Annotated in this window: 18 protein-coding genes; 9 read left to right on the top strand and 9 right to left on the bottom strand. The window is 63.4% G+C overall.

All coding sequences use genetic code 11. From position 1 onward, the window contains the following. Positions 1–157: 157 nt before the first annotated feature. Together EUU22_RS18830 and mscL are read right to left on the bottom strand one after the other, a co-directional pair. Complete coding sequence (locus EUU22_RS18830; protein WP_129333513.1) at positions 158–1,327, bottom strand: pyridoxal phosphate-dependent aminotransferase; 1,170 nt, start codon at positions 1,325–1,327, stop codon at positions 158–160. A gap of 134 nt (positions 1,328–1,461) precedes the next feature. Further along, positions 1,462–1,890: a large conductance mechanosensitive channel protein MscL gene (mscL, locus tag EUU22_RS18825; protein ID WP_129333512.1), complete on the bottom strand. Its 429-nt coding sequence runs from the start codon at positions 1,888–1,890 to the stop codon at positions 1,462–1,464. Positions 1,891–2,101: 211 nt separating this feature from the next. Here mscL and EUU22_RS18820 point away from each other — a divergent pair, with 211 nt between their 5' ends. The 3 genes from EUU22_RS18820 (at position 2,102) to EUU22_RS18810 (ending at position 7,878) form a co-directional block, all read left to right on the top strand. Continuing rightward, positions 2,102–5,611 carry a hybrid sensor histidine kinase/response regulator gene (locus EUU22_RS18820; RefSeq protein ID WP_129333511.1) on the top strand — a complete coding sequence of 1,170 codons (3,510 nt, stop codon included), beginning with the start codon at positions 2,102–2,104 and terminating at the stop codon, positions 5,609–5,611. A 106-nt stretch (positions 5,612–5,717) separates the two neighbouring features. Then, positions 5,718–6,458: a metallophosphoesterase family protein gene (locus tag EUU22_RS18815; RefSeq protein ID WP_129333510.1), complete on the top strand. Its 741-nt coding sequence runs from the start codon at positions 5,718–5,720 to the stop codon at positions 6,456–6,458. 7 nt (positions 6,459–6,465) lie between these two features. Continuing rightward, the gene (locus EUU22_RS18810) at positions 6,466–7,878 is read left to right on the top strand and encodes a bifunctional serine/threonine-protein kinase/universal stress protein (RefSeq protein ID WP_129333760.1); all 1,413 of its coding nucleotides are present in this window, start codon (positions 6,466–6,468) and stop codon (positions 7,876–7,878) included. A gap of 6 nt (positions 7,879–7,884) precedes the next feature. On the opposite strand, the gene EUU22_RS18805 is transcribed toward EUU22_RS18810, so the two are convergent. Beyond that, positions 7,885–9,594 carry a GH32 C-terminal domain-containing protein gene (locus EUU22_RS18805; protein ID WP_129333509.1) on the bottom strand — a complete coding sequence of 570 codons (1,710 nt, stop codon included), beginning with the start codon at positions 9,592–9,594 and terminating at the stop codon, positions 7,885–7,887. Positions 9,595–9,774: 180 nt separating this feature from the next. Beyond that, positions 9,775–9,984, bottom strand: coding sequence for a cold-shock protein (locus EUU22_RS18800; RefSeq protein ID WP_129333508.1), 210 nt, complete (start codon positions 9,982–9,984; stop codon positions 9,775–9,777). Positions 9,985–10,282: 298 nt separating this feature from the next. Between EUU22_RS18800 and EUU22_RS18795 the strand changes: the two genes are divergently transcribed. Beyond that, on the top strand, positions 10,283–11,314 hold the full coding sequence (locus EUU22_RS18795) for a glycerophosphodiester phosphodiesterase family protein (protein ID WP_129333507.1): 1,032 nt from the start codon (positions 10,283–10,285) through the stop codon (positions 11,312–11,314). 100 nt (positions 11,315–11,414) lie between these two features. Here the strand turns inward: EUU22_RS18795 and EUU22_RS18790 are convergent, their stop codons facing one another. The 3 genes from EUU22_RS18790 to EUU22_RS18780 form a co-directional block, all read right to left on the bottom strand. After that, on the bottom strand, positions 11,415–13,628 hold the full coding sequence (locus EUU22_RS18790) for an FAD-dependent oxidoreductase (protein WP_129333506.1): 2,214 nt from the start codon (positions 13,626–13,628) through the stop codon (positions 11,415–11,417). A gap of 16 nt (positions 13,629–13,644) precedes the next feature. Beyond that, a complete protein-coding gene (locus tag EUU22_RS18785; RefSeq protein WP_129333505.1) occupies positions 13,645–14,853 on the bottom strand; it encodes an acetyl-CoA C-acetyltransferase in 1,209 nt (402 codons plus the stop codon). Positions 14,854–14,927: 74 nt separating this feature from the next. Beyond that, positions 14,928–16,721, bottom strand: a complete 1,794-nt coding sequence (locus tag EUU22_RS18780; RefSeq protein ID WP_129333504.1) for an acyl-CoA dehydrogenase C-terminal domain-containing protein — start codon at positions 16,719–16,721, stop codon at positions 14,928–14,930. Positions 16,722–17,105: 384 nt separating this feature from the next. On the opposite strand from EUU22_RS18780, the gene EUU22_RS18775 reads away from it, so the two are divergent. From EUU22_RS18775 to EUU22_RS18765, 3 genes are all read left to right on the top strand, one after another. After that, positions 17,106–20,801, top strand: a complete 3,696-nt coding sequence (locus EUU22_RS18775) for a peptidoglycan-binding protein (protein ID WP_129333503.1) — start codon at positions 17,106–17,108, stop codon at positions 20,799–20,801. Between the two features lie 204 nt (positions 20,802–21,005). Then, positions 21,006–21,932 (top strand): sulfite exporter TauE/SafE family protein, encoded by a 927-nt coding sequence (locus tag EUU22_RS18770; protein ID WP_129333502.1) that lies wholly within the window; start codon positions 21,006–21,008, stop codon positions 21,930–21,932. After that, positions 21,932–22,741: a TIGR02186 family protein gene (locus EUU22_RS18765; protein WP_129333501.1), complete on the top strand. Its 810-nt coding sequence runs from the start codon at positions 21,932–21,934 to the stop codon at positions 22,739–22,741. The genes EUU22_RS18770 and EUU22_RS18765 overlap by 1 nt, the downstream gene beginning before the upstream one ends. A 6-nt stretch (positions 22,742–22,747) precedes the next feature. Here EUU22_RS18765 and EUU22_RS18760 read toward each other — a convergent pair whose 3' ends face one another. After that, positions 22,748–23,257 carry a winged helix-turn-helix transcriptional regulator gene (locus tag EUU22_RS18760; RefSeq protein WP_129333500.1) on the bottom strand — a complete coding sequence of 170 codons (510 nt, stop codon included), beginning with the start codon at positions 23,255–23,257 and terminating at the stop codon, positions 22,748–22,750. 92 nt (positions 23,258–23,349) lie between these two features. On the opposite strand from EUU22_RS18760, the gene EUU22_RS18755 reads away from it, so the two are divergent. Further along, positions 23,350–23,910, top strand: a complete 561-nt coding sequence (locus EUU22_RS18755; RefSeq protein ID WP_129333499.1) for a dihydrofolate reductase family protein — start codon at positions 23,350–23,352, stop codon at positions 23,908–23,910. A gap of 10 nt (positions 23,911–23,920) precedes the next feature. Here the strand turns inward: EUU22_RS18755 and EUU22_RS18750 are convergent, their stop codons facing one another. Beyond that, on the bottom strand, positions 23,921–24,508 hold the full coding sequence (locus EUU22_RS18750) for a TetR/AcrR family transcriptional regulator (protein WP_129333498.1): 588 nt from the start codon (positions 24,506–24,508) through the stop codon (positions 23,921–23,923). A 93-nt stretch (positions 24,509–24,601) separates the two neighbouring features. Between EUU22_RS18750 and EUU22_RS18745 the strand changes: the two genes are divergently transcribed. Continuing rightward, entirely contained in the window at positions 24,602–25,552 is a 951-nt protein-coding gene (locus EUU22_RS18745) for an alpha/beta hydrolase family protein (RefSeq protein ID WP_129333497.1), read from the top strand. Positions 25,553–25,591: the final 39 nt, after the last annotated feature.

The raw sequence follows: 25,591 nt of genomic DNA, 5'->3' as shown, positions 1-25,591 counted from the left end.
CTCTTGATTCGCAAGGCAACGCTACACGTGGCCGCGACAACCGCACAAGCACTCGTGCTGCGTGCTGCCGTTTCGTAGAGGCAATTCTGTACCGAACTTTGACAAAGGCAAAATTCTTTTCGCAACCGCGAAAGGCCGACCCTGCGCTCCGCTGCCGTCAGCGATCGAGGATGTAGTCGCAGAGCCTGCCGGCTGCATCCTCGATCTGGCGCGGATCGCGCAGGAAACAGGCCCGGAGGAAAGCTTCGCCGCCTTTGCCGAAAGCGGTTCCGGGTGCGAGGCCGACGCCGGTCTTGTCGACGATGTCGAGTGCTGCCGCGCGGCTGTCGGTCACCCCGTCGATCTTCAGGAAGGCGTAGAGCGCCCCTTCCGGCTTCAGGGTCTCGACCCGGTTGGTGGCGATCAGGGCATCGCAGAGCAGATCACGGGAACGGGCGGCCCGCTCGAAATTGGCCCGAACGAAATCGTCGCCGTGGTCGAGTGCTGCGACCGCCCCGCGCTGTACGAACTGGGCGACACCGGATGTCGAATACTGGATGAGGTTCTCGAACACTTGCCCCGTTTCCGGGGGCGCGACGATCCAACCGACGCGCCAGCCGGTCATCGACCAGTTCTTCGAAAACGAGTTCACGAAGATGATGCGGTCGTCGGCATCCTTGACGTCGAGGAACGACGGCGCGCGAGCAGCCGCGCCATAATAGTAGAGAGCGTAGATCTCGTCGGCGAGAATCCAGATGCCGTGCTTGCGGGCGAGCTCGAGGATCGCCGTCAGATCTTCCCTCTTCGCCGTCCAGCCGGTCGGGTTCGACGGCGTGTTGATGAAGATCGCCTTCGTCTTCGGCGTGATTGCAGCTTCCAGCCGTTCGAGGTCGAGCGACCAGCTCCCGTGGCCGAAGGAGAGTTCGACGCCAATGGCGCGGGCGCCGGCGAGCTCGATGGCCGAGACGATGTTCGGCCAGGCCGGTGTCAGGAAGACCATCTCGTCACCGGGCGAGGTGAGCGCCTGAACGGAAAGAACGATCGACTGCATGCCGGACGCCGTGACGTAGAAATGTTCCGGCGGCAGCGAAATAGCAAAGTGACGGGCGTAGTAGCGCGACAGAGCCTCGCGCAGTTCGGGAATACCGCGCTGCCAGGTATAGAAGGTCTCGCCGGCGAGCAACGCATCACTGGCCGGCCGGTTGATGAAGTCGGGGCTCGGCAGGTCTCCCTCGCCAACCCATAGCGGAAACAGGTTCTCGCGTCCGCGGGCGTAATTCAGTATCTCGACAATCCCGCTTTCCGGGGCAGATACGGCACGCGGGCTGAGGCTGGCGACAAAAGACATGCTTCGGCTTCTCCGTTTTGGCGTTCATAGCCGATCACGGATCGAAAATCCCATGACAATACGTGAGCCTGGGATCGATTTCGGTGATAGGTGGTGTGTCCCGCCAGTATCCCGGACTTAAGCCCGGGTCGTCGTCAGCTCGCCCTCGTCTTCAACAGGTCGCGGATTTCGGTGAGCAACTGGATATCCGCGGGCGGCGGGGCGGCTTCGGCCTTCGTTTCCGGTTTCTTTTCCAGGGATTCACGCATCGTGTTCACGGCCTTCACCATCAGGAAGATGACCCAGGCGAGAATCAGGAAGTTGAGGATGACTGAGATGAAATTGCCGTACGCGATCACCGGTCCCTGCTCACGGGCGGCGGCAAGCGTTGTCGCCGTGACCTTGCTGCTCAACGGCAGGAAATAGTTGGAAAAATCGAGTCCACCGAAAGCGCCGACGATCGGCATGATGATGTCGTTGACGAGCGAGTTCACGATCAGGCCGAAGGCGCCGCCGACAATGACACCGACCGCCAGATCCATGACGTTGCCGCGGGCTATGAAAGTCTTGAACTCGTTGAACATCGCTATCCCCTTACGTTTCGTGAAAGAACCTGCGCTTGCCGATCAAACCGAATGCAAGGTGATGTTAATGAAAGTCCCGACGTTCGAAAACCGACAATCGTCATCACTCCCCATCTTCGACTTAAGATCAATTTTCCCACGATTTAAAAAGGCTTGCACTTCCCGTAAGCTTTGCCGAATGGATACAGGACGCTCGTGATGAGGAGAAAGCGTGCTTCCAGGGTGGATCATCTTCGTATCGGCTTTCGCCTATCTGCTGCTGCTCTTCGCGGTGGCGAGCTATGGCGACCGGAAGAGCCGGCTCTTCGGCGTCGCCGCCGGCGGCCGGCCGGTGGTCTATGCCTTGAGCCTTGCCGTCTATTGCACCTCCTGGACCTATTTCGGCGGCGTCGGACTCGCGGCCGAGCGGGGCCTTGAGTTTACCGGCATCTATATCGGCCCGATCCTCATGTTCACGCTCGGAATGCCGATCATCCGGCGGATCACCGAGCTCGCAAAGGCGGAGAAGCTGACCTCGGGTGCCGACTTCATTGCCGCGCGCTACGGCAAGAACCCGATCGTCGGCATGCTGGTCACCGGAATCTCTCTGGTCGGGACCATTCCGTACATCGCGCTGCAGCTGAAAGCCGTTTCGAGTTCGGTCGCGGCGATGGTCGATCCGTCCGAATACGGTATTGGCACCGGCAACCTGTATTTCATCGACCTGCCGCTGCTGGTCGCCATATCGCTCGCCTGCTTCGCGGTGATCTTCGGCACGCGACACACCGACGCGACCGAACACCAGGACGGACTGATCCTGGCGATCGCCATGGAATCGGTGGTCAAGCTCGTCGCCTTCTGGACGCTCGGAATCTCGGTCGTCTTCTTCCTCTTCGACGGGCCGGCCGATCTCTGGCGAACCGCCAGCCAATCGCCGGCGGTCATGGAGGCACTCTCGTACCAGACCCCGATCAGCCGCTGGCTGCTGCTGATCGGGCTTTCGGCCTTCGCAATCATCATGCTGCCGCGCCAGTTCCATGTGACGGTCGTGGAGAACCGCACGGCCCGCGAACTCAAGACCGCCGGCATCCTCCTGCCGCTCTATCTCGTCGCGATCAATCTCTTCGTTCTGCCGGCAGCAATGGGGGGCATCCTGACCTTCGGGGGCACGGGCGACGCCGACCTCTACGTGCTGTCGCTGCCGCTCCACAGCGAGATGGAACTCGTCTCGCTCGTCACCTTTCTCGGCGGGTTCTCGGCGGCGACGGCGATGGTCATCGTCGCCTCTGTCGCGCTGGCGATCATGGTCTCGAACGATATCGTCCTGCCGATCTTCTTGCGTCAGAAAGTGCTCGCGCGACCGAGCCAGCGCGCCGACTTCGCCAAGACGCTGCTGCACATACGGCGGCTTTCGATCCTCGGCGTCGTGCTCCTCGGCTACCTCTATTATCACTCCGCCGACAACACGACCGGCCTCGCCTCGATCGGGCTCCTGTCCTTCACAGCGATCGCACAGATCGCCCCCTCCCTCTTCGGCGGGCTGATCTGGCGCCGGGCCAATGCACGTGGCGCGATCCTGGGCCTCAGCATCGGCATCTTCGTCTGGGCCTATCTCCTCTTCCTGCCGAGTTTCGGCGTCGGCGACAACGCCGAGCTTGCCTCGACCATCCTGAGCTTCCTCTTCCCGGGGGTTGCGACCTTCAGCGGTCCGGGGACGGACCCTCTGGTGAATGCAACGGTCCTCAGCCTCCTTCTCAACACGGCAGCGTTCGTGCTCGGCTCGGTCAGCCGCAACCTGAAGCCGGTCGAGCGCATCCAGTCCGGCATCTTCGTCAAGCGGCATCCGCGTTCGCAGTTCGCCACGCGCGGCTGGAAGACCCGTGTCAGCGTCGGGGATCTCAAGGCGGCGATCGCCCGCTATCTCGGCGAGGAGCGGATGGAGCGGTCATTCCGCAGCTACGAGCAGGCGGCGGGACGCCACCTCGACGATGACAGCCCGGCCGACATGGCCTTCATTCACTTTTCCGAACAATTGCTCGGCAGCGCGATCGGCTCCTCGTCGGCCCGCCTCGTCCTGTCGCTGATGTTGCAGAAGGCCGAGGACACCTCGGCCGATACCGCCTGGCTTCTCGACCAAGCGAGCGAGGCCCTGCAATATAATCAGGACATGCTTCAGACGGCACTGTCGCAGATGGACCAGGGCATCGCCGTCTTCGACAGCACCAACCGGCTGACGATCTGGAACCGGCGCTTCCGCACCCTTCTCGATCTGCCGGAACATGTGGGTCAGGTCGGCTACCCACTCACGGACATCATCGCGATCCTCGCCGACCGCGGAGACGTGGCGGCGGGAGAGCAGGCGCAGGTAGTGCGCAATTTCCAGCGCTTCGACAAACCGTTCCAACTGGTGCTGAAGGGCGGCGAGCGGATCATCGAAGTGCGCTGCAATCCGATGCCGGACAAGGGCATCGTCGCCACCTTCAGCGACATCACCAGCCAGGTCGCGGCCGACAAGGCCCTGAAGCAGGCGAACGAGACGCTCGAACAGAGGGTGAGCGAGCGAACTGCCGAGCTCACCCGCGTCAACCACGCCCTTGCCGAAGCACGCGCGGCGGCGGACGACGCCAATATCGGCAAGACCCGCTTCTTCGCCGCCGCCGGCCACGACATTCTGCAACCGCTGAACGCTGCACGGCTCTACTCGTCCTCGCTCGTCGAGAGACTGGGAGAGTCCGAAAACAGCACGCTGGTGCGCAACATCGACTCCGCGCTGGAGTCGGTCGAAAACATCCTCGGCGCAGTTCTCGACATCTCGCGTCTCGATACCGGAGCGATGAAGCCGAGACTGACGGCCGTTCCCCTGCAGGAATTGCTGGAGCGGATCGAAACCGACTTCCGGCCGATGGCGCGGGAGAAGAATCTCAAGCTCGTGGTGATGCCGACCTCTCTCAAGGTGCACTCTGATGCCAACCTGCTGCGGCGTCTCGTCCAGAATCTCGTCTCCAATGCGATTAAGTACACCCGTTCGGGAAAGGTCCTGGTCGGCGCCCGTCGCAGCGGCAAGGATGTCGTCATCCAGGTCATGGACTCGGGTATCGGCATTCCGGCGTCGAAGTTCCGGACCGTATTCAAGGAGTTCGCGCGCCTCGACGAGGGTGCGAAGACCGCCTCCGGGCTCGGCCTCGGGCTCTCCATCGTGGACCGCATTGCCAAGGTTCTGAACCACCCCGTCCAGCTCTCTTCGAAAAAGGGCAAGGGCACGACCTTCAAGGTCGTGGTGCCGCGTGAGCGCGACGTTCGGGAGGTCGTAAGATCGGCAGCCGCACAGGGCGCGCGAGAGGCGGCGCAGCCCCTGAGCGGGCTCCGAGTTCTCTGCATCGATAATGAACCGAACATCCTCGACGGCATGGCCGTTCTGATTTCGGGCTGGGGCTGCCAGGTGGAGTGCGCGGGGTCGATCGCCGAGCTCGACCCGATCGTCGCTGCGAGTCCCGGGCCTCCGGATCTCATCATCGCCGACTACCATCTCGGAGACGGCAGCGGCATCGGGGCGATCCTGAGGTTGCGGACGCTCTACAGCACGGAAGTGCCGGCGCTGCTGGTCACCGCCGACCGGACGATCGAGGTGCGCGCCGAGGCCGAGCGCCACAATATCGGCCTGCAGCACAAGCCTGTAAAGCCTGCGGCCCTTCGTGCCTTCATCACCCACGTCTCCGGACTGAAGCGTGCGGCCGCAGAGTGAACCGCGGCCTTACCGCTGACCGGTCTATGCTGCTTCAGGCCAATAGCGCACGAACCGAACACGCCCTAAATTGACGCCGAAGTTCCAAATGCGCCAGGGAGGGGCCATGCGGATTGCCATTCTTTCGGATATCCACGCCAACCGTCAGGCCTTCGAGGCAGTCCTTGCCGCAGCCGAGGCGCAGGGCGCAGAGCGCGTCGTCATCCTCGGCGACATCGTCGGCTATGGCGGCGATCCCGGCTGGTGCGTCCGCAAGACGATGGAGCTTGCGGAGCAGGGTGCCGTGGTGATCCGTGGCAATCACGACCAGGCGGTCTCCGATCCCGGCGTTTCGATGAACGATACGGCACGTGCCGCGATGGAGTGGACGCGCACGCAGCTCGCGGCGGACGAAAGGGCCTATCTCGAAACATTGCCGTTCGACGCGACCGACGAGTGCCGGCTCTACGTCCATGCAGACGCCTCCTCGCCGCAACGCTTCCGCTACGTGACCGACGCCGAGGCCGCGGCTGCGCACTTTGCTGCCTGCACCGCACGGGTCAGCTTCTGCGGCCACGTGCATCAGCCGGCGCTCTACGCGCTTGCTCCAAGCGGCAAGATCACCAGCTTCTCTCCCTACACGGCTACCGGCATTCCGCTCCTGCAGCAGCGGCGCTGGCTCGCCGTCATGGGCGCGGTCGGCCAACCGCGTGACGGCAATCCGTCGGCAGCTTTCGGCCTCTACGATAGCGACGCGCGGGAGCTGGAATTCCGCCGTGCAGGCTACGACATCGAAACGGCGGCGGCGAGAATAAGGGCGGCGGGGCTCCCTGAAAGCCTCGCCACCCGGCTATTCAGGGGCAGGTGACGGCATGATTGCGAAGGCCAGGCTCGAACAGGGCAGCGTCATAGACGGCTTCACCATCGGTGCGCTCGCCCACAAAGGCGGCATGGCGAAGCTCTATTCCGTCACCCGGCCCGACATCACCTTTCCGATGCTCATGAAGGTGCCCGAGATCAGCACCGGCATCGATCCGGCGATGATCGTCGGCTTCGAGATGGAGCAGATGATCCTGCCCAGGCTTTCCGGTCCGCACGTGCCGCGCTTCGTGGCAAACGGCGATTTCGCCAACCAGCCCTACATCGTCTTCGAACAGTTGCCAGACAAGTCTCTCTATCCTTTGCTCGATGAACTGCCCCTGCCCGTGGACGACGTGACGAGGCTCGGCTTCAAGATCGCCACGGCACTCGCAGACCTCCACCGGCAGAACGTCGTCCATCTCGACGTCAAGCCCTCGAACGTCATGTTCCGGGAGACCGGAGAGGCCGTGCTGATCGACTATGGGCTTGCGCGGCACCTGGAGCTTCCCGACCTGATGGACGAAGAATTCCGACTGCCTTACGGCACCGCTCCCTACATGGCCCCGGAACAGATCCTCGGTGTCCGCAGCGACTTCCGCAGCGATCTCTTCGCCCTCGGCGTGCTTCTCTACTTCTTCGCGACCGGCAAACGACCTTTCGGCGATCCGCAGCGACTGAAGGGGCTGAAGAAGCGGCTCTGGCGCGATCCCTTTCCACCGCGAGCGCTGCGCCCCGAACTGCCGAAGGCGCTGCAGGAGGTGATCCTGCGCTGTCTCGAGGTCAATCCCGCACGCCGCTATCCCTCCGCCGCGCAACTCGCCATGGACTTGCAGGACCTTTCGAAGGTCGTGCTGACCGCCCGTGCAGACAAGATGCGGTGCGATGGGTGGGCCGACGTCATCAAGCGCCGGTTCAACCCGGACCCAATCGAACTCCTGAAGCCGAAAGAAGCGACGGCGGCGCTCGCCAACGCCCCGATCGTCATGGTCGCCATCGACCTGCGTGACGGAACGCCGGAGCTTGCCGATGCGCTGCGGCTCACGGTCAGCCGCATCATGCAAATCGCGCCCAATGCCCGCATCGCCTGCCTCAACGTGCTGAAGATCGCCCGCATCAGCCTGGAAAGCGATCTCGACGAGGAGGGCAACAACAAGCACATCGCGCGGTTGGTTGACCTCAAGCACTGGGCCGAGCCGCTCAAGGCACCGGAGGGTTCGATGACCTTTCACGTAATCGAGGCCGTATCGCCCGCTCACGCCATTCTCGACTATGCCCGCGAAAACACCGTCGACCACATCGTCATGGGAGCAAGGGCAAACTCCGCAATGCGCTCCCTGCTCGGCAGCGTCTCGGCCGAAGTCGCGTCCCACGCACCGTGTACCGTCACGGTCGTCCGCACCCGGGGACTGGCCGAAAACAAGGGCTGAACGCCGTCAGAGGCGCAGTGACCAGACCGTCGCGTGGGCGACATTCTCGGCCCCTGCCGCAAACCGGGCGGCGCTGACCGGCTCGAATCCGGCGATCCGCTTTGTGCCGACGAACCGGCCGCGATCGGCGAAAACCTCGATCGAACCGTAGTCGAGGAAGATGCGCAGCCGTCGCACTTTTGCCCCCGGAGCAATGAAGTTCGGCGAGGGACCGTCACCGGCACGGTGGCGGATCGAAAGGCCCGCCTCTTCCTGGACGACGCTGAGGTCGACGTTTGGATGGTCGAACTTGAGCTCGAAGGGTGTACCCGGCTCCTTGAGTTCGAAGAGGATTTCGACCGCGCCATGGGGAAACGACACCCTTTGGCCGACGGCAAGGCGCGTGCGGTCGAGAATATGGCCCCTGAGGCTTTCGGCTGCGCCGATCGGCGGCGTCAGAAGCCCATTTCCGCCGAGCTTAAGCGTGCGCGGCAGCGTCATGGCCGTCGGAAAGTCGATGGTCGGGGAGGCATCCGCCCAGTTGGCGAGCCACCCCATGCCGACCGGGGCGTCACCATCGAGAAAAGCCTGGAACGCGTAGTTGTCAGTGCCGAAGTCCAGTTCCTGGATGAACTCGCGGGAGAAGTTCCGGCCGTCGAACCAGCCGACCTCCGCCATGGTGAGATTGCGCCGCCCGGTCGTCGCATCGACGCTGTTCATCAGCCCGTAGATCAGAACCCAGCGGGTCGCGGGGTCCGTCAGCACGCCGTCGAGCGGCAACATGCAGGGACATTCGATGGCCGTTGTCGAATGACGCTTCTTGACCAGAAGCTTGCCGAGATAGGTCCAGCCCCCTGCGGCGGTGACGTCCTGTGTCTCGTAGAGCAGGATGACCCCGCCCTCCGCGCTCTGGCTGCCGAGAAGCATCTTCCAGTGCCCGTCGGGCCCCTTGAAGACGTAGGGATCACGGAAGTCGAAGGTCAGGCCCTCGCCCTCCGGGCGGCTGGGCAGGATGACTTCCGCCTGGCCGGCACTGAAGAGGTCCGAGGAGGTCGCCGTCATCTGGACCTCCTGCTCCGGTGCGCGATCCTGTACCTTCTCGGTGAAGAAGACGCGGATGCCCGGCGCATTCGGCAAAGCGATCGCCGACCCGGAAAAGGCACCGCCGCGCCGGTCCGGCCGGGCAGTCAGATCCTCCGACGGGAAGAGAAAGATCGGCAAATGCCGCCAGCGAAGATAGTCGGAGGAGACAGCATGTCCCCAGTGCATGTTGTTCCACCGCAGACCGTGCGAGTAGTGCTGGTAGAAGAGATGCGGCCTGCCGCCGAAACGCCCGAAGCCGTTCGGATCGTTCATCCAGCCGAAGGGCGGACGGAAATGGTAGCACTCCGGCAGGTCCGGCGGCGCGTTCGCCGGATTGGTGTGCACGACGGCTATCCCCGTCTCCAGCACTTCCTGCGCAGTAAACCAATAGGCGACGGAAACGGAGGTCGTATCCGTGTCGTAGCTTATCTCGACTGGGCCGCCGCCGAAGACGTGATAGATGCGAAACGAGTACTCTTCGGCATTGCTGGCGATCACCTCGCCGAACTTCCCGTTCGCGTTGGAGAAGGCAAGAGCACCCTGGATCCCGGGCACCATGGCCTTCAGCCAGATATGCCACACCGCGTTGACCGGCAGGTCAACCTCGATGGTGCGCAACGTGGTTCTGGCCGGTGCTTTTGCATTGTCGTCCATCGCAGCTCCTTTCCCACACATAAGAAGCGTAGGGCACCACCGCGACAAGTAAAGGGACCAACGCCTCGACAGGAGCGCTCGCCATCCGGAAACAAAAAAGGCCGGGCGAACCCGACCTTTTCCTTGGTCTCGACGAAGCGGGCCGGTACATCCGGGCCGCACTCCGGAGAGCACTTTCCATCAGAGAGCCTGAAGGTTGTCCGCCGAGGTCTTGCCCGAGCGCTTGTCGCGAGCCAGTTCGTAGGAGAGCTTCTGGCCTTCCTTGAGCTCGCGCATGCCGGCGCGTTCAACGGCAGAGATGTGGACAAAAACGTCCGCAGCGCCGTCGTCCGGCTGAATGAAGCCGTAACCCTTGGTGGCATTGAACCATTTTACGGTACCAGTGTTCATGACGATTTCCTTTTTCAATCGCGTCGAAAGTTGTGCAGCATGCAGGCGCTGCGGTGGTGTAACCGATATTGAAGGGAAGTTCGCCAGAACGGCACCAACGGCCGGGACAGAGTTCGTCTAGCAAGATCGATGGCGTACAACTAAGAGCGGATTTCGTCTTTTGCAAGACGTTTCGGGCGAAATTCGCGACACCAGCCTCGGCCCCAGCACTGTCATCGAAGATTCATCGATCCGTCACGCCTCTGTGACCGACCCCGCCTATCCGCTTTCCTGACGAGACAGGATGGAGGATTGACCGATGCGCCGCCTCGCCCCGATACTTGCCGCCGTGCTTCTTGTGGCACCGACAATCGCTACGGACGCCTCCATGCCGGTGGGTGGACGCAGCTCCCTGATCCGCGAACGCCTGAGCGACGCCAACCACTGGCGCGACCACGTGATGGTGGTGGCGCACCGGGCAGGTTGGAAGGAAAACGGGAAGACCGTGCGTCCGGAAAACTCGAAAGCAGCAATCGACAATGCCGTTTCGATCGGGGTCGAACTGGTCGAACTCGACGTCCGCCGGTCGCGCGACGGCAAGCTGGTCGTGATGCACGACCCGACGCTGGAGCGTACCACCACCTGCCGCGGCGCGGTGAGCGACCACACGCTCGCGGAGCTTCGCCGGTGCCGGCTGAAGGTCGAGGCGAGCGGCGCGGTGAGCGCGGAAACCGTCCCGACCTTCGAGGAGATGCTGGCCCACGCCCGCGGGCGGATCCTCGTCAACATCGACAACAAGCTCGAACCGGAGGACCTGCCCGAAATCGTCGCGGTCGCACGTCGCCTCGGGATGGCCGACGGCATCGTCGTCAAGGCGCCGATCTGGAACGAGGAACGGCTCGTCCGAACGAAGGCGGTGCTCGATCGCATCGGGGATGACGTACTCTTCATGCCAATTCTCGCCGACGATGCGGTCCACGAGGCGAGCTTCATCGAGAGGGTCGACAGGCAGGTAGCGGCGCCGGCCGCCGAACTGGTGGTCTGGCACAAGGATGCGACGCGCACGCTGACATCGGACGGCGGTGCCCTGTTTTCGGCACAGGCGCGCGCCGTTGCGATCCGCAACAACACCCATCTCTGGATCAACACCTATCCGATCACCGACCGGCCCGAGGGTATGGTCGCCGGCGGGCGTGGCGACGGACTCGCGATGTCCGGCGGGCGGCCGGACGAAGTCTACGGCTTCTGGATCGACCGCGGCGCCACCATCATCCAGACCGACGAGCCAAAGGCGTTGATCGACTGGCTTGAGCGGCAGGGGTTGCGGAGACCCTATTCCATAGGTTCGTAAGGTCTCCTCCCCCGCTGCCAATGCGTCCAAGAAGAAAGCCGGCCTTGTGGGCCGGCTTCCATAGTCGTGTTCTCACCTTCTCGCGAAGGAAAGGCAGGCCTCAGGCCGCCTTTTCGACTTGGCCGTAGGGGTCGAAGCGACCGTAGAAAGTCTCGCCCTTAGCGGCCATTTCGAGCAGCAGCGGCGTCGGCTTGAAGTGATCGCCATAGGAGGCGGCAAGCTTCTCGCAGAGCTTCACGAAGGTCTTAACGCCCATGCCGTCGATGTAGGAGAGCGTGCCGCCGGTATAGGGGGCGAAGCCGAAGCCGAGGATGGAGCCGACATCGGCTTCCCGCGGATCGGTGACGATGCCTTCTTCCATGGTGCGGGCCGCCTCGAGCGCAATGGTGACGAGCAGACGGTCCTGCAGGGTCTTGACGCTGACGTTCTCCGGCTTCTGCTGCGGATAGAGCGCCTTGAGCCCCGGCCACAGGAACTTCTTGGCGGGTTTCGCCGGATATTCGTAGAAGCCCTTGCCGTTCTTGCGGCCGCGACGATCGAGTTCGTCCACCATCTTGTCGATAAGCTTCATGTGCTCCGGCTTGACGGAGGCCTCGCCCAGATCGGCGATGGAGGCCCGCATGATCTTCTGCGAAAGGTCGACGGCCACCTCGTCGTTCAGCGAAAGCGGACCGACCGGCATGCCGGCGAACTTCGCCGCATTCTCGATCATCACCGCCGGAACGCCCTCGGCCAGCATGTCATAGGCTTCGTTGATGTAGCGGAAGACGCAACGGTTGACATAGAAGCCGCGCGTATCGTTGACCACGATCGGCGTCTTCTTGATCGCCGCGACGTAATCGAGCGCGACGGCGAGCGCCTTGTCACCGGTTTCCTTGCCCAGGATCACTTCGGTCAGCATCATCTTCTCGACCGGCGAGAAGAAGTGCACGCCGATGAACTGGGCCGGACGCTTGGAATTCTTCGCCAGACCGGTGATCGGCAGCGTGGAGGTGTTCGAAGCGAAGATCGAGCCTTCCGGCAGGACGGCCTCGACAGCCTCGATCACGGCCTTCTTCACCTCGCGGTCCTCGAATACGGCCTCGACGACGAGGTTCGCATCGGAGAGCGAGGCATAATCGGCCGACGGAGTGATGAGGGCGAGCAGCTTCTCACCGTCTTCCTTCGACATCCGGCCCTTGCCGACCGCGCCGGCGACGAGGCCTTCGGACACGGACTTGCCCTTGCTGGCCGCCTCGATGTCCCGGTCGATCAGCACGACCGGGATGCCCGCCGCTGCCGTGACATAGGCGATGGAGGCACCCATGAAGCCGGCGCCGACGACGCCCACCTTCTTGAGCTCGGTTTTCTCTACGCCTGCCGGGCGACGGGCGCCCTTGCCGAGCTCCTGCATGGAGACGAAGAGCGAACGGATCATGCCGAACGCTTCCTTCGTCTGCACGACCTGCGTGAAATAACGCTGTTCGATCCTGAGACCGGTGTCGAAGGGAACCTGGAGGCCTTCGTAGACGCATTTCAGGATGGCGAGCGCGGCCGGATAGTTGCCGGCGGTCTCACGGCGCAGAATGGCGGAGGCAGCCGGCCAGAGCTGGGCCGATGCCGGAGTCCAGATGCCGCCGCCGGGCACCTTGAAGCCCTTTTCATCCCAGGGGGCGACGGGCTTGAGGCCATCCTTGATCATCTGCTTGGCGGCGGAAATCAGCTGATCCGGCTCGACGACCTGATGAACGAGGTTCATCGCCTTGGCGCGGGCGGCGGTCAGGCTCGACCCCGTGGTCATCATCTGCAGGGCGTCCTGCGTATTGGCGAGACGTGCAACGCGCTGCGTACCGCCGGCGCCCGGGAAGATGCCGACCTTCACTTCGGGCAGCGCGAGCTTCACCGATTTCGCATTCGAGGCGACGCGACCATGGCAGGCGAGCGAGAGTTCGAAGGCGCCACCCATGCAAGTGCCGTTGATCGCCGCGACCCACGGCTTGCCGCAGGTCTCGATCTTGCGCCACAGCCAGGTCATGCGGCCGGCGGCATCGAAGAGCTTGCGGACCGCGCCGTCCGGATCCTTCGCCTTCTCTTCTTCGAGCATGGAGAACATGCCCTTGATCATGGTGAGATCAGCGCCGCCGGAGAAGGTCTTCTTGCCGGAGGTGAAAACCACGCCCTTGACGTTTGCATCAGCGACGGTCTGGTCGACGATCTTCTCGATCTCGTCCATCACCTCGACGGTGAAGACGTTCATCGACTTGTCGGGCATGTCCCAGGTGACCAGCGCAATGCCGTCGGCGTCGGTTTCGATGGTGAAGTTCTTGTAGGTCATATTCTTCCTCCCCGGATCAGACGCGTTCGATAACGGTCGCGGTACCCATCCCGGCACCGATGCAGAGCGTGACGAGCGCGGTATTGAGATCGCGGCGTTCCAGCTCGTCGAGGACCGTGCCGAGGATCATGGCACCGGTCGCACCGAGCGGGTGCCCCATGGCGATCGCGCCACCGGCGACGTTCATCTTCGAATGATCGACCTCGAAATGCTGCATGAAGCGCAGCACCACAGCGGCAAAGGCCTCGTTGAGCTCGAAGAGATCGAAGTCCGAGATCTTCATGCCGGTCCGCTTCAAGAGCTTTTCGGTGACGTCGACCGGACCGGTCAGCATCAGCGCCGGGTCGGAACCGATATTGGTGAACGCGCGAACGCGAGCGCGGGGCTTGAGGCCCATGGCTTCACCGCCCGCCTTGGAGCCGATCAGAACGGCCGCGGCGCCATCGACGATGCCCGAAGAATTGCCGGCGTGGTGAATATAGTTGATCCGCTCGACTTCCGGATGGGCCTGGATGGCCACGGCTTCGAAGCCACCCATTTCACCCGGCATCTGGAAGGAGGGCTGCAGTTGCGCCAACGCCTGCATGTCGGTGCCGGGACGCATGTGTTCGTCGCGGTCGAGAATGACGAGTCCATTGGCATCCTTCACCGGGATGACCGACTTGGCGAAATGGCCCTTCGCCCAGGATTCGGCCGAACGCCGCTGGCTCTCGACGGCGTAGGCATCGACGTCGTCACGCGAGATGCCATACTTCGTGGCGATGAGGTCGGCAGACACGCCCTGCGGCATGAAATAAGCCGGGAAGTTGACCGAGGGGTCCATGTACCAGGCGCCGCCCGACATACCCATGCCGATGCGGGACATCGACTCGACGCCGCCGGCGATCACGATGTCGTCGGAGCCGGACTTGACCTTGCCGGTGGCGAAATTCACCGCGTCGAGACCGGAGGCGCAGAAGCGCGAGATCTGGATGCCGGGGGCTCTGAACGCGTATCCGGCTTCGAAGGCGGCTGCCTTCGGGATCACGGCACCTGCTTCCATGACCGGATCGACGCAGCCGAAGATGATGTCGTCGACGGTCGAGGTGTCGAGGCCGTTACGGTCACGCAAGGCTTCCAGAGCCTTCGCCGCGAGGCGAGGCGTCGGCACTTCGTGCAGCGCGCCATCCTTCTTGCCGCGGCCGCGCGGCGTGCGCACGTGGTCATAGATATAGACTTCGGTCATGGTTTCTCTCCCTTGGGCGCCTGGGCGCCGGAAATTCGTTGTTCCTCTCCTCCCCGGCGGGGAGAAGGGGAAAGTCAGAACGCTTCCGCAGCCATCTCCATGATGGAGTCGGCGCCGGTCTCGATGCGGCTCTTGCGCAATGCGGTCTCCGGCATGATCCGTTCCATGTAGAAGCGACCGGTAATCAGCTTGTTCTTGTAGTAGTCGGCATCGCCGGTGCCGGCGGCGAGGTTGTCGTTGGCGGCTTTCGCCATCTTGGCCCACATGTAACCAAGGACGACCAGCCCGAAGAGGTGCATGTAATCGGTGGAGCCGGCGCCCGCGTTGTCGGGCTTGGCCATGGCATTCTGCATGAACCACATGGTAGCCGCCTGCAGGTCGTTCAACCCCTTCTTCAGGCCCTTGGTGTAGGTCACCATCGCCTCGTCGCTGCGATGTTCCTCGCAGAAGGTACCGATTTCGTTGAACAGCGCCATGACGGCACGGCCGCCGTTCATACCGAGCTTGCGGCCGACCAGGTCGAGGGCCTGGATGCCGTTCGCACCTTCGTAGATCATGGCGATACGGGCGTCACGGACATACTGGCTCATGCCGTGTTCCTCGATGTAGCCGTGGCCACCGAAGATCTGCTGGGCCATGACGGCGTGATCGAAGCCCTTGTCGGTCAGGACACCCTTCAGGATCGGAGTCATCAGGCCGAGAATATCGTCCGCGGTCTGCCGTTCGGCGGCATCGCCCGAGCGGTGGGCGATGTCCGATTTCAGCGCCGTCCACAGCGTGAAGGCGCGGCCGGCCTCGGTGAACGCCCTGATGGTCAGGAGTGCACGGCGGACATCGGGATGCACGATGATCGGATCGGCCTTCTTGTCGGGCGCCTTGACGCCGGAGAGCGAGCGGCCCTGGATGCGCTCGCGGGCATAGTTGGCGGCGTTCTGGTAAGCCACTTCGGCGATCGAGAGCCCCTGCAGGCCGACGCCGAGACGCGCTTCGTTCATCATCACGAACATGGCGGCGAGACCCTTGTTCTCCGCGCCGATCAGATAGCCGGTCGCCTCGTCGTAGTTCATCACGCAGGTCGAGTTGCCGTGGATGCCCATCTTGTGCTCGATGGCGCCACAGGAAACCGTGTTGCGGGCGCCGACCGAGCCGTCCTCGTTGACCATGAACTTCGGCACGATGAAGAGCGAGATGCCCTTGGTGCCCTCCGGCGCACCCTCTATGCGGGCGAGCACGAGATGGATGATGTTCTCGGTCATGCCGTGTTCGCCGGCAGAGATGAAGATCTTCTGGCCGGAAATCTTGTAGGAGCCGTCGCCGTTCGGCACCGCCTTGGTGCGAAGCAGGCCGAGGTCTGTGCCACAGTGTGGTTCGGTCAGGTTCATGGTGCCGGACCAGGTGCCTTCAACCATCTTCGGCAGATAGGTCTGCTTCTGGGCGTCGGAACCGTGAACAAGGATGGCCGCGATCGCGCCCTGCGTCAGGCCCGGATACATCATCAGCGCCATGTTGGCGGACGACATGTATTCGCCGACGGCCGCGTGCAGGGTGTAGGGAAGCCCCTGCCCGCCGAATTCCTGCGGCACGGCCAGGCCGATCCAGCCGCCCTGGCAATAGGCGTCATAGGCTTGCTTGAATCCCTTCGGCACAGTGACATTGCCGTTGTCGTCGCGCTTGCAGCCTTCCTGGTCGCCCGAAAGGTTGAGCGGGAACAGCTCCTCTTCCGCCAGCTTCGCGGCCTCACCGACGATGGCCTCGACCATGTCCGGGCTTGCCTCCTCGAAGCCGGGCAGGTTGTGGTACCGTTCGAGGCCAAGCACGTCATTGAGCACGAAAAGCGTATCGTTAACCGGGGCCTTGTAGACGGGCATGTGTCATCTTCCTCCGAGACTGTTCCGGACAGCGGTTTCGTCGCTATAATATTGACGTTTGCGTAAACGTCAATTCTTCGTGCCTGCAAATTTCACCGAGTCTGCGCAGGAACGGCACATGGGCCGACGGCGGCGCTCGAGAGCCACAGAAATCTTACAAATCGTTAAAAAAGAGAGGCCAGGTTAACGGCTTGTTTACCACGTTTCGCGAAATGTACGCAGTGAAGCGTGATGATCCGGGGGTGCGCTGCCGAGCGTCTGGGTGTCAGGAGACTGCACAGCAAGGACTTCGAAGCCGAGAAGACCATCGACGACGCCACCGCCGTCAGCCACGCCTAGAAGCCAAACCCGCCAGGGGCGGGCAATTTCGAAGCGAGCACGAACATGAACGGATCGCGATCCAATCCTTCCCGCCCCGGCGGCTCATCCTCGCTGGATGCGCTGAGCCGTACCATCGAGGGGCTGGAGGCACGCATCGAAGGGCTCATGAACAACAACCCGCGAGGCGGGCGTCCTTCGCAGGAGCCCCGTCGCGACTTCGCTCCCGAAAACCGCGATTTTCGCGAGCGCGATCCGCTCGCCGAAATCCGGCAACGCCAGCGCGCACTCGAGGAAGGCCGAGGGCGCCCTTCCGAACCGCGCTCGCAGGAACGCTACACCGATCGCACGGCACCCGCCCAGCGCTTCACCCCGCAGCAGCCACCGGCACGCAGCCAGCCGGACGCGACCCGCGAAATCAGCCAGGCGCTCCTCGGACTGCGGCAGGAGCTGAAACACGACATCTCCGAAAGCCTCGCCGCCGAGATCGGCGCTCTCCGCTCGGAAATGCGCAGCATCCGTGCACTCGCCGAAGACAGGCGCCCTTCCGAGGACATGCGCCGCGACATCGCCAGGCTTGCCGACGGGATCAGCGAGCTCGGTCGATATCAGGCGCCGGGCACCGAACGGCTGCAGGCGGAATTCGAGGAATTGCGCTCGCTGATGGACGGGCTCGCACGCGAAGATTCCGTTCGCCATATCGAGCGGCGCTGGGATGATCTCGAAGAGCGTCTCGACGGTTTCGATGCCGGCGCACTGCGCTCCGAACTCCTCTCGCTCGCCGACCGTCTCGACGACATCAAGCGCCACTTGGGCAATCTCGGCGACCACGGAGCGATCCGCGCCCTCGAAGACAAGCTGGTGACCGTCGCCACGGCGCTCGAGCACATCGGCGCGCATATCGATCCCAACGAACGCATGCTGATGGAGCAGTTCGCGGGCATCGACATGCGGCTCGACGAAATCACCCGAGCCATCGCCGCCGGAACTCGCCACTCCGGCGCCGGCTCGGACACCGTCTCGATCGGCCGCATCGAGGACCGCATCGCCGGCATCGCCCAGCAGATCGAGACGATTGCCGGACGAGCCTTCGAGCAGCAGGACCCGACGGTCGACCTCGGCCACCGCCTGGAGGCGCTCACCGCCCGCATCGAGGAGCTCGGCACGCAACAGACCGCACGTCGGCTCGAGGAGCGTCTCGACCAGCTTTCCGATATGCTCGAGCGCGGCCAGCAGGGCGGACCCCAGCCCGAACTCACGGGCTATCTCGCCGATATTTCCCGCAAGATCGACGCGCTCGACCAGGGCGCGGTCAGTGACCGGCTGGCGGACCGTCTCGACGTGCTCGCCGAGCGCATCAGCTCCCTTGCGGTCCCCGCGCCGACGGGTTCTGCCGGCGATTTCGCATTCCGCGAACTCGAACAGCGGCTCAATACGATCGTCGACCGGCTGGAGGAGACGGCCGTCGCCCCCGCCCAGGACACCTCCGCTCTGCGCGGCCTCGAAGAACAGATCGCCCACCTCTCGACGCTGATCAGCAGTTCGCCCTCGGACGCCGGCGCCGGCAACGGTGTCATGGCCGGCCGCGTCGCGGCACTGGAAGATTATATCGCCACCAGCGACGAATACATCATCGAGGCGGCTCGCCAGGCGGCAGAGACGGTGATGGAGAGCTACGCACATACGCAGGCGACCCGCGGGGATGCTTCGGGTGCCGACCTCGCAGCGCTTTCGGCACTGGCCGACCACCTCAAGGACCTGGAGTCGGTCAGCCGGAATTCGGAGGAGCGGACCCATCGCACCTTCGAGGCCCTGCACGATACGCTGGTTCAGATCGCCGAAAAGCTCGACCAGATCGACACGCGCGTCAGCACGCGGGAGCGTAGTCCGCTCGACGGTCCCGTAGCGCCCCCCGCCTCTGCGGCGGTGGTGGAGCGGCACGCCCAGGTCGAGGCGCAGCCTGCGCATATCACCGGTGATATCGCACCAGCGGCCGCGATCCCGGGAGCGGAAGAATATGCGCTCGAGGCGCCGGAACCGGCGCACAATTCAAAGGCCGTACCGAAGAAGGTGGCGAAACCAAGCCTTCTTTCCGGGCTCGGCAAGCGCCTGATTCCCGGCCAGAAGAAGGACGACGGCGCGCCCGCGCCGCGCACTCTGGTCGATCCGAGCCCGTCCATCGACGCGTCTGAGATGCTGCCGCCCGAAGAAGCCAACGAACTGCTCGAGCCCGGCTCGGGGGCACCGGACGTGCGCAAGATCCTGGAACGGGTTCGGGCGACGCAAGCTGCACAGCGCGAGTCCGGCAACGGGCCCGCCGCCGACGGCGATCGTACCGACTACATCGCCGCCGCCCGCCGCGCCGCACAGGCCGCGGCCAGCGAAATGGACCGGACCTATCGTGCCGGCCCAGCCAAGACGGAAACCGGCAAGGCGGCAGACTCCATGCTTTCGCGCTACCGCCGGCCGATTCTGATGGCTGTCGGCGCCGTGCTGCTCGTCGCAATGTCAATGCCGCTCGTCAACACGCTGTTGCGCAGCGACGAGCCGCTGCCAGTGACCACGGCGGGCCCGGCGGGCGACGTCAGCGCCAAACAGCCGGGGGCCGGCGCGGACGCCCAGAAAACGGCCGACGCATCCATCGAGGACGAGAGGGCCACACCGGCACAGGCTGAAGACCGGACGGAGCCGACAAACTCGGATGCAGGGACCGCTCCGTCAGCCCCGGCGGCGCTCACGGCACCCGTTTCACTCGACGAGAGCAGCAAGCTCACGCCGGCTGCCCCCACGAAGGCCGCAGATCTGCAGGCCGCGGAGACCCTGTCCTCCGCCACCCCGGTGCAGGCGGCATCGGCGGGGCAGACCACGCCCAACGTGGGCGCAGCGGAAAATACGCCGGTTGAGACCATCGCAGTTCCCGATGCGATTAAGCCAGCGTCTCTCGTCATCGCCGCCAAGCAGGGGGACCCGCTCGCGCTCTTCGAGGTCGCGGCCCGCTACTCCGAAGGCCGTGGCGTCGACGGCGACTTCGCCGAAGCCGCGAAATGGTACAAGATGGCCGCGGACAAGGGCTTCGCCCCGGCGATGTACCGGCTGGCCAACCTCTACGAAAACGGCAGCGGCGTCGAACGCAACGTCGAAACGGCCCGTCACTATTACGAGCTCGCCGCCGAAAAGGGCAATGCGAGCGCCATGCACAACCTCGCCGTCATGCACGCATCGGGTGCGACGGGAACACAAGACTACCCGACAGCGGCCAAATGGTTCGGCAAGGCGGCGGAACTCGGCGTCTCCGACAGCCAGTTCAACCTGGCGATCCTGAACGCGCGCGGCAACGGCGTTCCGCAGAACCTGGTCGAATCCTACAAGTGGTTTGCGATCGCCGCCAAGGCCGGTGACAAGGACGCCGCCAAGAAGCGCGACGAAGTCGCCAACGTCATGGCGCCGGATCAGCTCGAAAAGGCACGCGCCGCCGTCGATCTCTGGAAGCCGCAGCCCCTGGACCCGCAAACCAACTCGACCGACGTCCCGGACGAGTGGGCGGGCACAGGCGTAAAGACCGCCAGCGTCGACATGCAGAAGGCGATCCGCAACATCCAGGGTATCCTGAACAACAACGGCTTCGACGCCGGCGTGCCGGACGGGGTACTCGGGGAGAAGACGGTCACCGCCATCAAGGCTTTCCAGACCTCGGTCGGCATGGAACCGACCGGTAAGGTCACGGACAAACTGGTGAAGGAATTGCTAGCGCGCAACAAATGACGTGCGCCGTCACAAAACCGGAAAAATGCGCGCGTAAAGCCATGCCACGGAATTGACAGGTCTGACCGACGGGCGCATGAAAAATATGACGGAGGTCAAGCCTGCCAATGACTTGACCCGGTCTCGCCCCTCTTCGGAGCCCGCCGGAAAACCGACGCTTTCCATTCCCCGCACCTGCGGGGCGCACGCATTTAGAGGCTACCCGTGACAATCTACCTGCCGATCGCAGAATTGTCGGTGAACATCTTCATCATTCTCGGCATGGGCGCGGCCGTCGGTTTTCTGTCCGGCATGTTCGGTGTGGGCGGTGGCTTCTTGATCACGCCTCTCCTGATCTTCTACAACATCCCTCCCGTCGTGGCGGTGGCGACCGGCGCCAATCAGGTCGTCGCCTCGTCCGTCTCCGGCGCGATCACCCATTTCCGACGGGGTACGCTGGATGTGAAGCTCGGGCTCGTCCTGCTCGTCGGCGGTCTCGTGGGGGCGACGGCCGGCATCTACGTCTTTTCCTGGCTGCGCAGCGCCGGTCAACTCGACCTCTTCATCTCCCTGCTCTACGTCGTATTTCTCGGGACGATCGGCAGCCTGATGCTGATGGAGAGCCTGAACGCGATGCGGCGGGCCGCGCGCAACGAGCCGGCAACCCTGCGGCGGCCGGGTCAGCACATCTGGGTGCACCGCCTGCCCTTCAAGGTGCGTTTCAAGAAGTCGAAGATCTACCTGAGCATCCTGCCGGTCATCGGGCTGGGGTTCGGGATCGGCGTGCTTACCTCGATCATGGGCGTCGGCGGCGGTTTCATCATGGTGCCGGCGATGATCTACCTGCTGCGCATCCCGACCAACGTCGTCGTCGGCACATCGCTGTTCCAGATCATCTTCGTTACGGCATACACGACCATCGTCCAGGCGACGACGAACTATTCGGTGGACATCGTGCTGGCGTTCCTGCTGATGGTCGCGGGTGTCGTGGGCGCACAATATGGTGTCCGGGTCGGCCAGAGGCTGCGCGGCGAGCAGCTCCGCGCACTGCTGGGACTGCTCGTGCTTGCCGTCGGCGTGCGCCTTGCGATCGATCTGGTCGTGACGCCCGAGGATCTTTATTCGATCGCCACAGGCGCAATGGGGGGCTGATGCCGATGCGCACGATGCTCTTCGCCGCCGTCACGGTCCTTTTGGCGTTCCTCGCGAGCGAGGCCGCCGGACAGGTTCCGTTCCAGTCGACCGCTCCCGACATGGAAAGCCTCGACATCGGCACATCGACCAGCGAAATCGCGATCACCTCCGATTTTCGCGGGGCAGATCTCACGATCTTCGGGGCGCTCACGAACACCGACGCGCTGCTTCTCGCCATCGGCCAGTACGACGTGGTGGTGACGCTCGAGGGGCCACGCGACGAAGCGACCGTCCGCCATAAGGAGCGGCTCTTCGGCATCTGGGTTAACCGCAATTCGATGACGTTCGAGCGGATGCCGCAGTCCTATTCGCTGGCAAGCACGCGACCGCTCGACGAGATCACCGCGCAGCAGGAGCTCGTCGATCTCGGGCTGGGCGTCGACTACATGCCGCTGACACCGACCGGCTACTTTCAAAGCGCCGCCAACCTTGCCGAATTCAGGGAGGCCTTCCGCCGCCTGAAGCAGACCAGCGGTCTTTACCAGAGCGACACCGGCGGCGTGCGCTTCGTCAGTGCGAGCCTGTTTAAGGCGACGCTCAAACTGCCGGCCAATATTCCCAACGGCGTTCACATGGTTCGGGCCTATCTCTTCAAGAGCGGCGAATTCCTTGCACAACGCGAACTGCCGCTCAGGGTCATCAAGACGGGGCTCGAAGACTCCATCACCAATGCCGCGCACGAACAACCCCTGTCCTATGGCGTTCTGGCTGTTTTGCTCGCCCTGATCACTGGGTGGGGCGCGAGCCTGATCTTCCGGCGCGACTGAGCGCGGTCACCCGTCGACGGTCTCCATCCTCGCCTTCGTCGCCAGATAGGCCTCCGTCAGCTTCGACAAGGCCGACGGCGTGCCCTCGGGCATCGGAAGGCCGAGGTGGAGGAAGCGCAGTTCGTCCATGAAATCCCGCCAGAGCGTCCGCCCGCCCTTCTCCAGAAGTTCCGCCCGAATCGCAAGATCTTCCGATACGGCAAGATGCCGCCTGCCCCAGGCGCCCATTTCGGCGAACAGCGGCACGAGCTCGATCGACATTTCGGTCAGGCTGTAGATCGCCTTCTGCTTATGACTGGGATCGTCAGCGCGCGTCAGCAGCCCCCTTTCCACCAGCTTCTTCAGCCGGTCCGCAAGGATGTTCGAGGCAATCCCCTCCTCCGAATTCTGCAGGAGTTCGCGGAAGTGCCGGCGATTGCCGAACATCACGTCGCGTATGACGATCAGGCTCCAGCGATCGCCGAGAACCTCGAGCGTCAGATTTATCGGACATCCGGAACGATGCGTCTCTTCCATTTCCCTCTCCAAAAACCGCTTGCATTGTAAAATCAGTCTTGCTAATTTTCAACTGCTTTCTAATTGCAACTGGTTTTAAAGTGGAGGAAGAAATGCGCAAACTGATCATCTGGAACCTCATGACGCTGGACGGCTATTTCGAAGGCAAGGCACCATGGGATCTGCACTTTCATGAACTCGCCTGGGGCGATGAACTGAGTGCCTATGCACTCGAAATAAGCCGGCAAACGGACCTGCTCATCTTCGGCCGGAAAACCTATGAAGGCATGGCCGCCTACTGGCCTGAGGCGACGAATGAACCGGAAATCAAGGCCTACATGAATTCGATCGCGAAGATCGTGGCCAGCCGCAGTCTCGAAAAGGCAGACTGGAACAACACGCGCATCGTTCGCGATCCCGTCTCGGAATTGAAGATGCTGAAGGAGCAGGCAGGCAAGGACATCTTCATCTTCGGGAGCGCCGAACTCTGCGACGACCTGCTGAAGGCGGGCCTGATCGATGAAATCCGGATCTGCCTGGTGCCGGTCGTGCTGGGTGGCGGCAATCCGCACTTCAAGCCGACAGAAACTCCGAGGCAGCTGACACTGCTCGAAACCAGAGCTGTCAAGACCGGCGCGGTAATCCTGCGATACGCGGTGGGCGACCACGGGTGAGGCGTTCAGGTCAGGCTGACTGTCGATCCGTCGCCGCGGCAACCAGTGTAGCGGCAGCGGCACCGGCGGTCTCGATATAGCCCGGATCGCGATTGAGGAGCACGACGGCGAATGCGCCGTCGACGAGAAGAACGACCTGCCTTGCAAGCATGCGCGGCTCCTGCACGCCTTCCCCCGCGAAGATATCCGCCAGCCAGTCCTCCAGGCGCCGTTTGTGGGCGGCGCCAATCTTCATCGCCGGATGGCCGGGCATGTTGGCAAGCTCGGCAGAAGTTCGCAGGAATCCGCAACCCTTCCATTTGGGATGACGCGCCGACCTTGCGAGACCCGCAAAGACAGCCTTGATCCGCTCCGGCAGCGGCCCTTCGCTTTCCCGATACCAGTGCTGGAATTTTGAGAAGCTCGGCTGGTCGCGTCCCGCCAGATAGGCGGCGACGAGATCGTCCTTGCTGGCGAAATGGTAATAGAGCGTCCGCTTGGTGACACCTGCCTCCTCGGCCACGGCATCGACGCTCACGCGCCGGATGCCTTCATCGTAGAAGAGCTTGGCGGCGGCGGAAACGATGCGGTCGCGGGTCGGTAGCTCGGAGGTGGCCATAAGAAACATGTATACCGACCAGTGAGTATGCACAAGACATAGCCGCTGCTAGCCTCGGTCGCGTCGACAGTGACGGAGGAGGAGGAGGAGGCGATGGCGGAATACAGTCGGACGCAGGAACGCTCCGGGCATCTTGCAAACGATGGCCTACAGTCCGTCGATGGGCGGGAGATCACTCTGAGGTGCAAGGACGGCGTGACGCTCCACGGCCATGTCTGGAGCGGCCGTGTCGATCCCCGCTGCGGTACCGTCGTCGTCAATGCCGCGACGGGCGTTCACGCCCGCTATTATCACTACTTCGCCCGCTTTCTCGCCGAACACGGCTTCAACGTCCTCACCTACGACTATCGCGGCATCGGCCTTTCACGGCCCGGCCGTCTTCGCGGCTGCGGCTTTCGCTGGCGCGACTGGGGCGAGCGCGATTTCGAGGCGGCGCTCGACTTCGCCGAGAAGCTCGGCGACGGCCCCGTCGCCGTCGTCGGCCACAGCATCGGCGGCTTTTTGCCCGGCTTTGCGGCGAACGCCCGGCGCATCGACCGGATGCTTACCGTCGGGGCGCAATATGCCTACTGGCGCGACTACGCGGCCCGCGAGCGGCTGCGTCTGTTCCTCAAGTGGCACCTGGTCATGCCGGCTCTGACTGCGGTCTTCGGCTATTTTCCCGGAGAACGTCTCGGTTGGCTCGAAGATCTGCCGGCGGCTGTCGCGAACGAGTGGAGCTTTCGACGCGAACACATGGAACGGAGCTATCCCGCGCGCGAACGGCAAGCGATCTTGAAGAGCTTTGCCGCCGTGACCGCTCCGATCCTGGCAATCACCGCGTCCGACGATGAGTTCGCGACGGTGGCGGCAATCAGACGAGCCCTTCGATACTATCGACACGCGCCCGCGACGGAAGTCGTGCTCTCACCCGCTGATCTCGGCGTGGACCGTCTCGGACATTTCGATCTCTTCCATGCCCGGCACGCCAGCGGCTTCTGGCTCGATGCGCTGCTGTGGCTGCGAGACGGCATCAATCCCTGGCCAGGCAGGAAACCTCTTTAGCTGCGCAGGCTTCACCGGTGCATGCGTGATGGAGGTCGC

Origin of the sequence: Ciceribacter ferrooxidans (assembly GCF_004137355.1) — a bacterium.
GTDB classification, from domain to species: domain Bacteria; phylum Pseudomonadota; class Alphaproteobacteria; order Rhizobiales; family Rhizobiaceae; genus Allorhizobium; species Allorhizobium ferrooxidans.
This window is presented reverse-complemented; position numbering and strand designations above follow the sequence as displayed.

What these genes read in the sequence shown, in the direction of transcription:
- EUU22_RS18765 (WP_129333501.1), top strand. Translation starts at nt 21,932, where the DNA reads ATGCCGATGCGCACGATGCTCTTCGCCGCCGTCACGGTCCTTTTGGCG.
- EUU22_RS18760 (WP_129333500.1), bottom strand. Translation starts at nt 23,257, where the DNA reads ATGGAAGAGACGCATCGTTCCGGATGTCCGATAAATCTGACGCTCGAG.
- EUU22_RS18815 (WP_129333510.1), top strand. Translation starts at nt 5,718, where the DNA reads ATGCGGATTGCCATTCTTTCGGATATCCACGCCAACCGTCAGGCCTTC.
- EUU22_RS18745 (WP_129333497.1), top strand. Translation starts at nt 24,602, where the DNA reads ATGGCGGAATACAGTCGGACGCAGGAACGCTCCGGGCATCTTGCAAAC.
- EUU22_RS18785 (WP_129333505.1), bottom strand. Translation starts at nt 14,853, where the DNA reads ATGACCGAAGTCTATATCTATGACCACGTGCGCACGCCGCGCGGCCGC.
- EUU22_RS18775 (WP_129333503.1), top strand. Translation starts at nt 17,106, where the DNA reads ATGAACGGATCGCGATCCAATCCTTCCCGCCCCGGCGGCTCATCCTCG.
- mscL (WP_129333512.1), bottom strand. Translation starts at nt 1,890, where the DNA reads ATGTTCAACGAGTTCAAGACTTTCATAGCCCGCGGCAACGTCATGGAT.
- EUU22_RS18780 (WP_129333504.1), bottom strand. Translation starts at nt 16,721, where the DNA reads ATGCCCGTCTACAAGGCCCCGGTTAACGATACGCTTTTCGTGCTCAAT.
- EUU22_RS18800 (WP_129333508.1), bottom strand. Translation starts at nt 9,984, where the DNA reads ATGAACACTGGTACCGTAAAATGGTTCAATGCCACCAAGGGTTACGGC.
- EUU22_RS18805 (WP_129333509.1), bottom strand. Translation starts at nt 9,594, where the DNA reads ATGGACGACAATGCAAAAGCACCGGCCAGAACCACGTTGCGCACCATC.
- EUU22_RS18750 (WP_129333498.1), bottom strand. Translation starts at nt 24,508, where the DNA reads ATGGCCACCTCCGAGCTACCGACCCGCGACCGCATCGTTTCCGCCGCC.
- EUU22_RS18830 (WP_129333513.1), bottom strand. Translation starts at nt 1,327, where the DNA reads ATGTCTTTTGTCGCCAGCCTCAGCCCGCGTGCCGTATCTGCCCCGGAA.
- EUU22_RS18795 (WP_129333507.1), top strand. Translation starts at nt 10,283, where the DNA reads ATGCGCCGCCTCGCCCCGATACTTGCCGCCGTGCTTCTTGTGGCACCG.
- EUU22_RS18755 (WP_129333499.1), top strand. Translation starts at nt 23,350, where the DNA reads ATGCGCAAACTGATCATCTGGAACCTCATGACGCTGGACGGCTATTTC.
- EUU22_RS18790 (WP_129333506.1), bottom strand. Translation starts at nt 13,628, where the DNA reads ATGACCTACAAGAACTTCACCATCGAAACCGACGCCGACGGCATTGCG.